At 71.3% G+C, this 13,992-nt stretch carries 11 protein-coding genes and 1 riboswitch; of the genes, 4 read left to right on the top strand and 7 right to left on the bottom strand.

The genetic code is table 11. From position 1 onward, the window contains the following. Positions 1-31 precede the first annotated feature (31 nt). Together pcrA and SLINC_RS27520 are read right to left on the bottom strand one after the other, a co-directional pair. Positions 32-2,539, bottom strand: coding sequence for a DNA helicase PcrA (gene pcrA / locus SLINC_RS27525; RefSeq protein WP_067438112.1), 2,508 nt, complete (start codon positions 2,537-2,539; stop codon positions 32-34). Between the two features lie 553 nt (positions 2,540-3,092). Next, on the bottom strand, positions 3,093-4,232 hold the full coding sequence (locus SLINC_RS27520) for a ScyD/ScyE family protein (protein WP_067438111.1): 1,140 nt from the start codon (positions 4,230-4,232) through the stop codon (positions 3,093-3,095). A 262-nt stretch (positions 4,233-4,494) separates the two neighbouring features. After that, positions 4,495-4,664, top strand: a riboswitch (cyclic di-AMP (ydaO/yuaA leader). Between the two features lie 8 nt (positions 4,665-4,672). Here SLINC_RS27520 and SLINC_RS27515 point away from each other — a divergent pair. Continuing rightward, a complete protein-coding gene (locus tag SLINC_RS27515) occupies positions 4,673-5,824 on the top strand; it encodes a C40 family peptidase (RefSeq protein WP_067438110.1) in 1,152 nt (383 codons plus the stop codon). A gap of 7 nt (positions 5,825-5,831) precedes the next feature. On the opposite strand, the gene SLINC_RS27510 is transcribed toward SLINC_RS27515, so the two are convergent. Beyond that, positions 5,832-6,185 (bottom strand): hypothetical protein, encoded by a 354-nt coding sequence (locus SLINC_RS27510; RefSeq protein ID WP_067438109.1) that lies wholly within the window; start codon positions 6,183-6,185, stop codon positions 5,832-5,834. A gap of 452 nt (positions 6,186-6,637) precedes the next feature. On the opposite strand from SLINC_RS27510, the gene SLINC_RS27505 reads away from it, so the two are divergent. Continuing rightward, complete coding sequence (locus SLINC_RS27505) at positions 6,638-7,702, top strand: C40 family peptidase (protein ID WP_067438108.1); 1,065 nt, start codon at positions 6,638-6,640, stop codon at positions 7,700-7,702. A 39-nt stretch (positions 7,703-7,741) separates the two neighbouring features. On the opposite strand, the gene SLINC_RS27500 is transcribed toward SLINC_RS27505, so the two are convergent. Together SLINC_RS27500 and SLINC_RS27495 are read right to left on the bottom strand one after the other, a co-directional pair. Further along, positions 7,742-8,461: a LuxR C-terminal-related transcriptional regulator gene (locus tag SLINC_RS27500; protein ID WP_067438106.1), complete on the bottom strand. Its 720-nt coding sequence runs from the start codon at positions 8,459-8,461 to the stop codon at positions 7,742-7,744. Then, a complete protein-coding gene (locus tag SLINC_RS27495) occupies positions 8,461-9,786 on the bottom strand; it encodes an ATP-binding protein (RefSeq protein WP_182449175.1) in 1,326 nt (441 codons plus the stop codon). Before SLINC_RS27495 ends, SLINC_RS27500 begins: the two co-directional genes overlap by 1 nt. A 143-nt stretch (positions 9,787-9,929) precedes the next feature. On the opposite strand from SLINC_RS27495, the gene SLINC_RS27490 reads away from it, so the two are divergent. Beyond that, positions 9,930-11,411 carry a PspC domain-containing protein gene (locus SLINC_RS27490; protein WP_067438104.1) on the top strand — a complete coding sequence of 494 codons (1,482 nt, stop codon included), beginning with the start codon at positions 9,930-9,932 and terminating at the stop codon, positions 11,409-11,411. Further along, positions 11,398-11,625: a hypothetical protein gene (locus tag SLINC_RS27485; RefSeq protein ID WP_067438102.1), complete on the top strand. Its 228-nt coding sequence runs from the start codon at positions 11,398-11,400 to the stop codon at positions 11,623-11,625. Before SLINC_RS27490 ends, SLINC_RS27485 begins: the two co-directional genes overlap by 14 nt. Here SLINC_RS27485 and SLINC_RS27480 read toward each other — a convergent pair. Next, entirely contained in the window at positions 11,622-12,155 is a 534-nt protein-coding gene (locus SLINC_RS27480) for a DoxX family protein (RefSeq protein WP_067438100.1), read from the bottom strand. The genes SLINC_RS27485 and SLINC_RS27480 overlap by 4 nt on opposite strands. Before the next feature lie 543 nt (positions 12,156-12,698). Next, the gene (locus SLINC_RS27475) at positions 12,699-13,988 is read right to left on the bottom strand and encodes a hypothetical protein (RefSeq protein ID WP_079164746.1); all 1,290 of its coding nucleotides are present in this window, start codon (positions 13,986-13,988) and stop codon (positions 12,699-12,701) included. Between the last annotated feature and the right edge of the window lie 4 nt (positions 13,989-13,992).

Genomic DNA, 13,992 nt, shown 5'->3' with positions numbered 1-13,992 from the left:
GGCCCCCGCCGTTCAGCGGGGGCTCGTCGCGTTACAGCTTCTCCACCGGCGCGTACCGCAGCAGGAGCCGCTTCGGCTTGGTGTCCCCGAAGTCGATCGTCGCCTCGGCGTTCGCCCCCGTGCCCTTCACGCCCGTCACGGTGCCGAGCCCGAACTGGTCGTGGGTGACCCGGTCGCCGACGGCCAGGGACACCACCGGCTTCTCGGAGGCGCGGCGCGTGGCGAAGCCGCTCGCGCCCGAGGCGGACGACCGGGAGCGGGACGAGGACAGCGAGGCCGCCACCGCGGACACCGGGCCCGCGGACACGGGTGAGGTGGCACCGGTCCGCTTCCAGTCGACGTGCTGCCCGGGGATCTCCTCCAGGAAGCGGGAGGGCGGGTTGTACGACGGCTGCCCCCACGCACTGCGCATCGAGGACCGCGTCAGATACAGCCGTTCCCGCGCGCGCGTGATGCCGACGTACGCCAGGCGCCGCTCCTCCTCCAGTTCCTTGGTCTGGCCGAGGGCGCGCATGTGCGGGAAGACGCCGTCCTCCATGCCGGTGAGGAAGACGACCGGGAACTCCAGGCCCTTGGCGGTGTGCAGGGTCATCAGGGTGATGACGCCGGAGCCGTCCTCGTCCTCGTCGGGGATCTGGTCGGAGTCGGCGACGAGCGCGACCCGCTCGAGGAACGCGGCGAGACCGACCGGAGCCGCCGCCTCACCTTCCGCGGCTTCCCCGGACTCCTGCTCGAACTCCAGGGCCACGGCGGCGAGTTCCTGGAGGTTCTCGATCCGGGTCTCGTCCTGCGGGTCGGTGGAGGCCTGCAACTCGGCGAGGTAGCCGGTGCGTTCGAGCACCGCCTCCAGGACGGTCGCCGGTCCGGCGCCGGACTCGACGATGGTACGGAGCTCCTCCATCAGCACGTTGAACCGCTTCACGGCGTTCGTCGACCGCGCGGCCATGCCGTACGCCTCGTCGACCCGCTTCAGCGCCTGCGGGAAGCTGATCTTCTCCCGCTGGGACAGGGCGTCGATCATCGCCTCGGCGCGCTCGCCGATGCCCCGCTTGGGGACGTTGAGGATGCGGCGCAGCGGTACCGAGTCCTCCGGGTTGGCCAGCACCCGCAGGTAGGCCAGGACGTCCCGGACCTCCTTGCGCTCGTAGAAGCGGACACCGCCGACGACCTTGTAGGGCAGGCCGACGCGGATGAAGATCTCCTCGAAGACACGGGACTGCGCGTTGGTCCGGTAGAAGACGGCGACATCGCCGGCCTTCGCGTCGCCCGCGTCGGTGAGGCGGTCTATCTCCTCGGCGACGAACTGCGCCTCGTCGTGCTCGGTGTCGGCGACATAGCCGGTGATGCGCGCGCCCGCGCCCGCGTTGGTCCACAGGTTCTTGGGGCGACGGGACTCGTTGCGCTCGATGACCGCGTTGGCGGCGGTGAGGATGGTCTGCGTGGAGCGGTAGTTCTGCTCCAGGAGGATCGTCGTCGCGTCCGGGTAGTCCTCCTCGAACTGGAGGATGTTGCGGATCGTCGCGCCGCGGAAGGCGTAGATCGACTGGTCGGCGTCGCCGACGACGCAGAGCTCGGCGGGCGGGACGTCGTGGTCGTTCGGGGGGACGTCGGCGTCGTCGGCGCGCGAACCGGTGCCGACGAGCTCCCTGACCAGGGTGTACTGCGCGTGGTTGGTGTCCTGGTACTCGTCGACGAGGACATGGCGGAAGCGGCGGCGGTAGTGCTCGGCGACGTCGGGGAAGGCGCGGAGCAGGTTGACCGTCGTCATGATCAGGTCGTCGAAGTCGAGCGCGTTGGCCTCGCGCAGGCGGGACTGGTAGAGCGCGTAGGCCTGGGCGAGGGTCTTCTCGAAGCCGTCGGTGGCCTGGGCGGCGAAGTCCTCCTCGTCGATCAGCTCGTTCTTCAGGTTGCTGATCTTGGCGCTGAAGGACTTCGGCGGGAAGCGCTTGGGGTCGAGGTCCAGGTCGCGGCAGACCAGGGCCATCAGGCGCTTGGAGTCGGCCGCGTCGTAGATCGAGAAGGAGGACGTGAAGCCGAGCTTCTTCGACTCCCTGCGCAGGATCCGCACGCACGCGCTGTGGAAGGTCATCACCCACATCGCGTTCGCGCGCGGGCCGACGAGCTGCTCCACGCGCTCCTTCATCTCGCCCGCGGCCTTGTTGGTGAAGGTGATCGCGAGGATCTGGCCCGGATGGACGTTCCGCTCGCCGAGCAGGTGGGCGATCCGGTGGGTGAGCACCCGGGTCTTGCCGGAGCCGGCGCCGGCCACGATGAGCAGGGGCGCGCCGGAGTGCACGACGGCGGCGCGCTGGTTCTCGTTCAGCCCCTCCAGGAGCGTGGCCGGGTCCACCGCCGGGCGCGGGGCGCCGTCGCGGTAGTAGGCGTCCCGGTCCGGCGGCACGTCGAACTTCCCGCCGAACAGATCATCCGGCACGGGCTCCGGCACGTGATCGTCCTCGGGCGGCGGCGGAGGTTCCTCGTCATGGCCCCGGGGGGTCTGGAGGTTCGCCAGGAAGCTGTCGTCAAAGAGGCTGCTCATCGCTCTCCGAGTCTAGGGCGCCCCACTGACACCCCGCCGCCGCCCCGGGAACATCGCCGAAATCGGCACATGCCCGGGCCCAGAACCCAAGCCCAACCCCCGGGACTCAAGCCCGGGCCCCGGACCCGAAGCCGCACAGCTGGCCGCCGGTCCGGAGCAAGCCCCGACCACCGGTCCCGAGCGCGGGCCGGATCCCAGACCACCCTCCCTCGACAGTCTCCGCGCCGAACTCGGCGCTTCCAGCGTCCAGCGGCAGGCCCGCCGACCACAAACGCCGGACCCGGCTCCACCTCCGAGCCACCCCCGGACCCCGCCCCGGATCAAGCCTGCCCCGCCCCGAAGCCGCACAGTTGACCGCCGGTCCGGAGCGGGGGCCCGGCCGCCGGTCCCGAGCGCGGTCCGGATCCCGTAGCCGCCGTTCCTCGACGGTCTCCGCGTCGAGCTCGGTGTGCCCGGCGGGCCGCCGGCCACAAACGCCGGACCCGGCTCCACCTCCGAGCCGCCCCGGACCCGGCCGCCGGACCCCCACCCCGGACCGAGCCCCGCCTCCCCCTCAGAACCCGAGGATCTTCCAGACCTGACCGCCCGGCGTCCGCTTCCCCTCCAGCGCCGTCCCGTCGCGGTCGGCGATCGACCAGGCGGAGACGTACACCTTGCCGTCGTGCGGATCGACGGCCACGCCCGCCGGGAACGGCACCTTCACATGGGTCCGCTTGCCGTGCGAGACCTTCGTCACGCGGCCCGCGAAGAGCTGGCTGACGTACAGGTCGCCGTCGTCGTCGAGGGCGATGCCGGTGATGGAGCCGAAGCCGGACGTCCAGCCGAGGATCCTGCCGGTCCGGGGGTCGACCTTCCACACGCGCGCGGTGGGCCGGGCGGCCTCGCCGTTGAGCTCGCCGACGTAGAGCTTGCCGTCGGGGCCGAGGGCGAGGGAGGTGGGGACGGACTCGTTGCCGTCGTGGTTCGGGAAGACCGTGAAGGGGCGCGCCCTGCCGTTCGGGGAGACGGCGACCAGGTCGTTGCCGGCCGCGTCCGCGACGATCCTGCGGCCGTCGGGGAGGGCGAGGACGCCGTAGGGATTGGACTCCAGGTTCGCCTTGTGCGGGTTGTACCGGAACTCGACGGCCGCGATGTCGGCGGCGATCTTCGCCTTGCCGTGCCCCAGGCGCAGCAGCTTGCCGAGGGTGTTCCAGGGCGGGGCGGTGGGGATTCCGGCCTCCGGCGGGGTGTAGGTCATCGCGCCCCAGACGTTGCCGTGCAGCGCGGAGACACCGTCGAGGCCGGTCGCGAAGCCGCCGTCGGGGGCGGCGCCCGAGGGGAGTCCCTTCACCACCCGGTGGTGCTTCCACGCGCCCCCGTCCCAGTAGATCTTGGTGAGCGCCGAGCTCGGGCCGATACAGGTCTCGCCCTCGGGTCCCTGCCCGACGCACTTCCTGCCACCGCGGCCGGCTTCGGCGACGTACAGCCGACCGTGGTCGTAGGAGAGCTGGCGCGGGTTGTCGAGGCCGGTCGCGATCACGCGGACGACCGGCTTCTTCCCGCCACCCGCGGCGCCCCCGACGGCGTCGGTGTGTCCTCCCGTGGCGGTCGCGGGCGCGATGCCCACGGTGGCGGCGAGTGTCACTCCCGCGGTGACTCCCGTGGCCACGACGAGTGCCGTGCGCTTCCTGACGGCGTACATGGCGTACCCCATGGCGTACCCCTCTCACCCGCCACGGCACCGGACCGTGGCTGGCTGGAAGCTAGTGCCCCGAAGCGGGCGGACGCCGTCACTCCGGCGAAAATACGCCCAAGTCGTGGCAGATCACTCCGGATTGACCACTGGGCGCGAGGATCTGACCTAAGGTCACGAAAATGTATCGGGCATATCGAACATCAACCTTCACAGCGGCCACACGAGTTGGCTACCGTGCCGGACAGGCCGTACGACCTCCACCGGCGAACCTCGCCGGGCCGCACGGCCTCCGCCGAATCCGCAGCGCCGCCGCGCGACCGGAACCGGGGACCCACCGAACCCGGGGTGAATCGGCCCGTCCCCCGCTCAGGACACGGCCGTAGGGCACACCTTCCAAAAGCACCCGCCCGAACCCGACAGCTAACTCGGTAGGCGGAACACGGAAGGAGTCGCCTCCCTTGGCGTCGCACCGCAAGTCGCGTCCTTCGGGTACGCGCGTAGCAGGCATACGGACCCCCGCGCTCGCCACCGCGGCCCTCACCTCCGTCGCTCTGCTGTCCCAGACGGCCACCGCCGCTCCGGCCGACGACAAACCGAGCCTCGAAGAGGTCGAGAAGAAGGTCGGCGACCTCTACCGGCAGGCGGAGTCGGCGACCGAGAAGTACAACGGGGCCAAGGAGAAGACCGCCAAGCAGCGCGAGCAGGTCGACACCCTCCTCGACGACGTCGCCGAACGCACCCAGAAGCTCAACGAGGCGCGGGAGGAGCTGGGTTCCTTCGCCGCCGCCCAGTACCGCTCCGGCGCCGCGGCGCCCGACACCGCGACCTTCCTGCTCGCGGACTCACCGCAGGACTACTTCGACCAGACGCAGCTGATGGGCCGTATGACGAGCCGTCAGAAGAGCGCGGTCGACGAGTACGTCACCGAGCAGTCGGCGACGATGAAGAAGCGCCAGGAGGCCACGGAGAGCCTTCAGTCGCTCACCGAGACGCAGAGCGACCTGAAGACGGCCAAGGCCACCGTCCAGACCAAGCTCGCCGACGCCCGCGATCTGCTGTCGAAGCTGACCGCCGAGGAGAAGGCGCGGCTCGCCGCGATCGAGAAGGAGAAGCAGGAGGAGGCCACCCGCAAGGCCGCGGAGCTGGCGCGGCAGCAGGCGGCGGAGCAGAAGGCCGCTCAGGAGGCGGCGCGGCAGCAGGAGAGCAGCGCGCCCAGCTCCTCCTCCACCGCCGTCACGGACTCCTCCTACGCCACCAAGGCCGCGAAGGCGCTCGCCTTCGCCCGCACCCAGATCGGCAAGCCGTACGTCTGGGGTGCCACCGGTCCCGAGTCCTACGACTGCTCCGGCCTCACCCAGGCCGCCTGGAACGCCGCCGGCATCTCCCTGCCCCGCACCACCTACGACCAGGTCAACGCCGGCACGACCGTCTCCCTCTCCGCCGCCCAACCCGGTGACCTGGTCTTCTTCTACGACGACGTCACCCATGTCGGCCTCTACATCGGCAACGGCATGATGATCCACGCCCCGAAGCCCGGCGCCTACGTCCGCGAGGAGTCGATCTACTACGACGGCGAGTCGGCGATCCACAGCGTGGTGCGGCCCGCCTGAGCCACGGTCACGTCCACAGCACCGCGATGAAGATGTTCGCCGTGGTCAGCAGGCCCACCAGGCCGAACAGGCCCTTGTCCACCTTCTCGTCGTCCCGCTTGACGTAGACGAGGCCGAGGATCACGACCAGCAGGGCCAGCTTCACGCCGATCTTGATGTTGTTGACGGTCTGGTCGTCGGCCTGGTTGAGGCCGACCAGCACCGCGCCGGTGATCAGCATGGTCAGCGCGCCGTGCAGCATCGCCGGGCTGAACCGTGCCGTCCCCTCGCCCATCGCCTTCATCTGGGTGAGGAAGCCGCCGAGCAGCGAAGCGATGCCGATGATGTGCAGGGCGACGAAGAGATGGATGAGTACGTCCATGAAGCCGGAGCCTAATCAGGGGCGCACGGGGCGGCCGACACCGCCCCCGCCCCCCTTACCCGGATCTTGCATATATGCGGCCCATAGCAGCCCATGAGCCCCACACGTCCGGAATTCCGCACATCGGTCATCGCGCCGCGTGAAGCCGACGGCATCGATACGGGATCACGGTCGCAACCGGTCAACCGGCGGCCTCCTCACGGCACTTCCGCACAAGGCGTTACCCCGCCGTCACCGTCAGGTTTAGCGTCCTCCACCAGGTGACCGGCTCCCCACCGCCGCCCGGGCCAGGGGCGGCAGTCGGCCACCTCCGCCGAGAAGGTCCGGCGGCGTCCCGCTCCCCCTGTGCGGGCCGCCGCCGGACGCGTGATCCGCCCCCCGGGGCGGCCGTACGTCGCTTCCGCTTGGCGTCCGTACGGTGTGGCGGTCGTACGAAAGGACGTGCTCCCCAGTTGGCAGCGCACCGCAAGCCCCGACAACGTTCGGCCGGCGGCACCACGGCCCGCACCGCGGCGACGATCGCCCTCGCGGGCGCGGCCACCGCCACGGGCTTCGACGGGACCGGCCACGCCGAGCCACAGCTGACGCCGGCGCAGGTCAAGGCCAAGGTGGACAAGCTGTACCAGGAGGCGGAGGTCGCCACCGAGAAGTACAACGGCGCGAAGGAGAAGGCGAAGACGGCCGAGACCCGTCTGGCGACGCTCCAGGACGAGGCGGCACGCAGGACCGAGAAGCTCAACTCGGCACGGGAAGCCCTGGGTTCGATGGCCGCGGCGCAGTACCGCGACGGTGGCCTGGACCCCGCCCTGCACCTGGCGCTCTCCTCCGACCCCGACCGCTACCTGGAAGGCGCCGAGTTCGTCGAGCGGGCCGGCACCCGGCAGGCCTCGTCCGTCGCGAGCGTCCGCAAACAGCTGCGGGAGATCGAGCAGCTGCGCGGGGCCGCGCACATCGAACTGACCTCACTGACGTCACGTCGGACGGAACTGGGCAAGCACAAGACGACGATCACCGGCAAGCTCGACTCGGCACGACGGCTGCTGTCCCGGCTGACGGCCGAGGAACGCGCCCGGATCACGGAGAGCGACCCGGCCCGCGCCTCACGGACGTCGACCGGAGTCCGGGACGGTCTGACGGCCCCCGGCCCGGCCACCGCCCAGGCGCCCAACTCCCGCGCGGCGGCGGCCGTCTCGTACGCCTACTCCAAGCTCGGCAGCCCCTACGTCTGGGGCGCCACCGGCCCCGACGCCTTCGACTGCTCCGGCCTCATCCAGGCCGCCTACCGCTCCGCGGGCATCTCCCTGCCCCGCACCACCTACGCCCAGATCGGCGCCGGCCAACGCGTCTCCCGCTCCGAACTCCTCCCCGGCGACCTGGTGTTCTTCTACTCCGGCATCAGCCACGTGGGCCTCTACGTCGGCAACGGCCGGATGGTCCACGCCCCGAACCCCTCGGCCCCGGTACGCGAGGCCCCGATCAGCGAGATGCCGTTCGCGGGGGCGACCCGGGTGGTGTGACCGCGGCGGACGGTGCGACCGGCCACGCGTCCGCCGTGCTCAGACCAGCCGCCGTGCCGTCGCCCACCGGGTCAGCTCGTGACGGTTGGACAGCTGGAGCTTGCGCAGCACCGCGGAGACATGGGACTCGACCGTCTTCACGGAGATGAAGAGCTGCTTGGCGATCTCCTTGTAGGCGTAGCCGCGCGCGATGAGCCGCAGCACCTCCCTCTCCCGCTGGGTGAGGCGGTCGAGGTCCTCGTCCACCGGCGGGGCGTCCGTGGAGGCGAAGGCGTCCAGGACGAACCCCGCGAGCCTCGGCGAGAAGACGGCGTCGCCCTCCTGGACCCGGAAGATGGAGTTGATCAGGTCCGAGCCCGTGATCGTCTTCGTCACATAGCCCCGCGCTCCTCCGCGGATCACACCGATCACGTCCTCCGCCGCGTCCGAGACGGACAGGGCGAGGAAGCGGACGGGCCGTTCGGCGTCGCCCATCAACGGGGCGCAGCGGCGCAGGACTTCGACACCGCCGCCGCCCGGGAGGTGGACGTCGAGCAGGACCACCTCGGGCCGGGTCGCGGTGATGACGGTGACCGCCTGGTCGACGTCCGCCGCCTCCCCGACGACCTCGACACCGGTCTGCTCGGTCTGGCCGATCTCGGCCTGGACTCCCGTACGGAACATGCGGTGGTCGTCGACGAGGACCACGCGCACATGCCGCTCGCCCGCGCCTCCGGTCGGCTCCACGGACTCCGCGTTCCCCTCGGTCGGATCGCTCATCACGTCTTCTCCGCCCTCTCCATGTCCAGCTCGACCTCCGTGCCGCCGTCCGGCACCGCGCGCAGTCGCGCCGTGCCGCCGTTGCGCTCCATGCGGCCGATGATCGATTCTCTGACGCCCATACGGTCGGCGGGTATCGAGTCGAGGTCGAAGCCGGGACCGCGGTCCCGGACGGACACGAAGACCTTCCTGCCCTCGACTTCGGCGTAGACCTGTACGGCGCCGCCCTCGCCACCGTACTTGGCGGCGTTCACCATCGCCTCGCGCGCGGCTTGCATCTGTGCGCCGATTCCCTCGTCGAGGGGGCAGTCGCCGACGACCACGACCTCTATGGGGACGCCGTGCTTGTCCTCGACCTCGGCGGCGTTGCGGCGCACCGCGTCGGCGAGGTGGGTGGGTTCGTCGGCCTCGTCCTTGCCGGTGCCCTCCGGTTTGTAGAGCCAGGTGCGCAGGTCGCGCTCCTGGGCGCGGGCGAGGCGGCGGACCTCGCTCGCGTTCTCCGCGTTGCGCTGTATCAGGGTCAGGGTGTGCAGCACCGAGTCGTGGACATGGGCGGCGACCTCCGCGCGCTCCTGGGCGCGGATGCGCATCAGGCGCTCCTCGGAGAGGTCCTGGGTCATGCGGACCAGGTAGGGACCGGCCAGGAGCGTTATCCCGACGAGGACCGCGAGGGCCGCCTGGAGGATCGAGCCGAGGTGGGCGGCCGAGCCCTGGAGCACGAAGATGCCGGAGACGCCCGCGGTGACCAGCAGGACGCCGCCCACCGCACGCAGCAGGGTGAGGGTGCGCCGCTGGCGGCCGGCCTCGACCCAGCGGGCCCGGCGGGCGTTGTCCGCCTGCCGCCAGACGAGGGCGACGCCCGCGCCGACGAGGACGACGGGCCAGAGATAGGCCTTCGCGCCGTTGCCCAGGTTCACGTTGCCGACGAAGACCATGGCCACGACGACCATGAGGAGCAGGGCCACGATCTGGCCCTTGTCGGGCCTGCGCGCGACGAGTCTGCGCCGGCCGTCCGCGGACGTCTCCGTACTCACCAGGGACGGGGGCCTCTGACCGCCGACGCCGCCGACGCCGAGCGGTACGAAGAACCAGAACGCGGCATACAGCAGGGCACCGAGGCCGTCCGCCATGAACAGGCCGACGAAGACCAGCCGCACCCAGATCACGGGCAGCCCGAGATGCCCGGCGAGCCCCCGCGCCACACCACCGAGCCAGCGTCCGTCGCTGCTGCGGTAGAGCTTGCGCGGCGGCCGCGGTTCGACGAGTGGCGCTGTTGCGGCTTCCGGCATGCCACTGATGGTCACACGACCGGCGTACACAGGCATCAGGGTCGGCCCCTGAGGCTCCCCTGATCTTCACCGGGGTCGTCCGTCGAACGCTCCCCGCACCCCGGCTCAGGGCAGATATCAGGGTCCGTCCAGGGTCGTTCAGACTGCCCTCGCACCGCCGCGCCCGTCACCATGGACCCATGACAGATCACGAGCACGCCGCGACGGGTCCGGGACCCGGCTCCGGCCCGCGCCCCCGACCGGGCGCCGGGCCGCAGGATGCCGCGCCCGCCGCGGAATCCGCGGCCACCCCCGGCGAGGGCTCGCGCGTGCACGCACCTGCGGGCGCGCGGCAAGAAGGAGACACGACCGCCGGGGTCACCGCGCCCGGCGGGGCCGACCTGGCCGAGATCCCCCGCAGGTTCCGGCGCGACCGCCGGCACAAGGTGCTCGCCGGAGTGTGCGCGGGGCTCGGCCGGCAGTACGACATGGACCCGGTGATCTTCCGCATCACCCTCGCCGTGCTCTCCGCGACCGGCGGCATCGGCCTCCTCTTCTACGGCTTCGCCTGGCTCTTCGTCCCGTACGACGACGAGGACGAGAACGAGGTGCGCAAGCTGTTCACCGGCCGCGTCGACGGCCAGGCCCTGACGGCGGTGCTGTTCGCGCTGGTCGGCTGCGGAGTCTTCCTGACCCTGCTGAACAACGGCGGGGTGATGACCTTCGCCGTCGTCCTCTCCCTGCTCCTCGCGGGTGCCGGCTACTGGTCGCGCCAGCGCGGCGCCCCCGACACCGACCCGCTGGCCGCCCAGGCAGTGGCCGACGCCCCGCCGGAGGCCCAGGCGCCGCCGGTCCCCACCGCCTACCCGTCCTGGTGGCGCGACCCCATCGTCAAGGACGGCACCCACGTCGGCGGCACCGGCTATCTGTGGGGCCCGCGGGACTCCCACGACCGGGACATCGCGGCAGCCGTCACCATCAGCCTCGGCACAGCCTGGCGCAGCCGCCCGGACCTGCGCGCTCCGCACCCGCCCCGGCCCAAGCCCCGGGGCCCCCGCTGGATCGGCGGCTGGATCTTCCTCCTCGCCCTCCTCGCGGGCTTCCTCGGCACCCGCCTCACCTGGGACGACCACACCCTCGGCACCAGCCTCCAGACCGGCCTGGCCTGCGCGCTCATGGTCTTCGGCCTGGGCATAGCCGTCAGCGCGTTCCTGGGCCGCACAGGAGCGGGCTCGATCTTCCTGGCGGTCGTCACAGCGGCCCTGCTGGCCGCCTCCGCGGCCCTCCCCGGCGACATCACCACCCACTGGGAACGCACGACCTGGCGCCCCACCACAGCCACCGACATACGCCCGCACTACGAACTCGGCACCGGCGTCGCCACCCTGGACCTGACCCGGCTCGACCTGACCAAGAACCAGACGGTGACCACACAGGCCGACGTCGGCATGGGGCAGCTGCGGATCGTCGTCCCCCGGGACGTGGCCGTGCGGCTGAGCATCGACGTGGGCGTCGGCGACATCCAGCTGCCGGGTGACAACGAAAAGGACGTGGACGTGGCCCCGGACAAGCACAAGGAGGTGACCCTGCCCGCGACGACCGGCGGCAAGGACACCGCCACCCTCGACCTCGACCTCCGGGTCGGCATCGGACAGGCGGAGGTGACCCGTGCTACGTCATGAGTTCCAGCCCGGAAGGCTGGTCGCCGGCACATTCCTCACCCTCACGGGCTTCGTCTACGCCGGTGACGCGGGCGGCCTCTGGGACACCCCGTGGTTCGCGGTCATCCCCCTGGTCGTGGCCGGCCTCTGCCTCGCGGGCACGGTCGGCATGGTGACGGGCGTCATCCGCAAACGCCGAGGAAGGACCCGTCCCCTGACCGGACCCGACGTCTAGTAGCCGTAACCGCCCGCCCGCTGTCGTCGCCGCGACCGAAGCACCGCGTCCAGCGACCACACCGGCGCGCCCGCGAGCACGAGAGGCAGCCACGCCATCAGATAGGCAAGGTCATTGCCGTAGTAGTACGGCTCGGTCGCCCAGCTGACCGTCATCCACAGACTGAGCGAGATCAGCGCCCCGCCGAGCGCGGCCAATCGCGTGAACAGACCGACCAGCGTGCCGATCCCCACCGCGAGCTCCCCGAAGGCGATGGCGTACCCGAAGCCCACGGGATTCTTCACCGCGAGATCGACCAGGGCCGGAATCGCCGACGAATCCCGCACGGTACGCATGAGATCACCGATCGATCCCGACCCGGAGTCCTTCATGAACGCGCTGTCCGTCAGCTTGTCCAGCCCCGCGTAGATGAAGGTCACCCCGAGAAACACCCGAAGAGGAACCAGGGCGTACCGAACAGCCGTGTCCCGCCAGTCACCCCCGCCCTCCGCATAAGGGGAGTGCGAGTCCGTACGGATCCCGTGAGTCATCGCTCTAGCCGCCTCTCGCGCCGCGCCGTGACCCCTCAAATGACGATACGCACGCCAAGCGAACGGCGCTCATCCCCTCACCAACCAGTTTCCTGTCGACACGGGGCGCGTCACTCGGGGTGCGGCGTTCGTCTGCGGGTGCGTGGGGGCTGGTCGCGCAGTTCCCCGCGCCCCTTGGGTGGGTGTGGTTGCCCTGGGTCTGGCGTGCGGGTTCGCCTTCTGGGGTGCCTTGTTCGGTCGTATGGCGAGTGCGGGTCCATCGTGGCTGGTCGCGCAGTTCCCCGCGCCCCTGGAAAGCGGTAGTCGCCGTTGGGCATGAGGTGCCCTCCGGGCGGTGGGCGTCTCAGCCGCCCACGGCGGTAAGGGGACGGGGCGGGGGGTGTCCGCCCGCAGCGTCCGGCGTCCAACACGCAGCACAGCCAGAAGACACAGCACCGCCGGACCGAGGACGGAGACCCCCCGCCCCGGCCCCGACCCACCTACCGGACAAGAGGCGCTACATCCGCCCCCACCGGACCCGCACAGCGCGCCGCAGGCATCCCCCTACTCCGTCACGTCGATCGCATACGCATTCGTCTCCACCCCCGCCGCAGTAACCACCTGCACCTCCACCCGCCCCGGCTCCACATCCACCGGCACAGGCACAGTCAGCACCGCGTCCGTCGGATTGCGAAAACCCCCCGTCACCGGTACCAACGGAACCCGCACATTCACCGCCCCGATCCGCACCACCATCCGCGACAGCCGATCCGCCCCGCCCGCCCCCGGCGGCACGAACCCGGCCCCCCGGATCTCCACGTCGTCTCCGGTACGGATGGGCCCGTCGAGATCCCCCGCCTCCCGCGCCCGCACCACGGAGAGGATCACCGGCCGCCCACCCTCCGCGTACTTCCCGGCGAGATAGGTCCCGGCGGACACGAGCACCACCACCGCCAGCCCCCACGGCAGATCGGGCAACTGATCCGGCCGCCGAGCCAACCGCACCGCCGCGAACAGCACGGCGACGGCGCTGATCACGACGTACTGGATGTCGGAGAAGGCCCCCCGCCCGGAATCGTCCGTCAGGACGTCCGCGGCCCGGGGCCGATCCGCCCGCACCTTCTGAAGGCGCTGCCCCAGCACCCGCACCCCCACCACCCGCCGCACCAGCACACCGATCCCGCACACCACGGCGAGGACGGTGACCACACCCGCCCCCCGCGCGAGTTCGAGCCCGGAGATCACAGCGTCCCGCTCGTCATGGGAGGACGCGGCCGCGAGCCGCCCCACCAGCACGAGCACGGCGTAGGCGAGGAACAGCACCCACGCACCCGCGACGACCCGGGACGTCGACAGCCGGTTGTCCTCACCGATGAGGGGAGCCAGCGCACCACCGCGAGCCCGGTGGAACCACGAGGCCGCAGTCAACGCCCCGGCCACCACGACGGCGGCCAGCAACCCGGCGGTACGGGCGGAGGTCCACCCCGCCCCGATCGCGGTCAGGGCCTGCGCCAGGAGGAGCAGCACGACGGCCGCCCACACGACACACGCCGTACGCCACCACAGCCGCCCCAGCCAGGCCTCGCCCTCGGCCCGCCCCCGCTCGGCGACGAGGTCCGCGGACTGGGTGAGTTCCTCGGAGACCCACTGCCGGGAGGCGGACGCCGAGTGCGCGACGCCGGCGGGCAACCCCTGCCCGGCCGCGAACTCGTCCCGTTTGAGCAGGAATTCGGCCACCGCCCGACGGTGTCCCGCACGTGCCCCGTGCGGACAGTCCCCGCAGGTGCAGCCACCCGCGTGCGCACTCCGCCGCGCTCCCGGCTCCAAGCCCTGCCCAGCCTCCTGCACAGCCACGCCC

Source organism: Streptomyces lincolnensis (assembly GCF_001685355.1).
Lineage (GTDB): Bacteria > Actinomycetota > Actinomycetes > Streptomycetales > Streptomycetaceae > Streptomyces > Streptomyces lincolnensis.
This window is presented reverse-complemented; position numbering and strand designations above follow the sequence as displayed.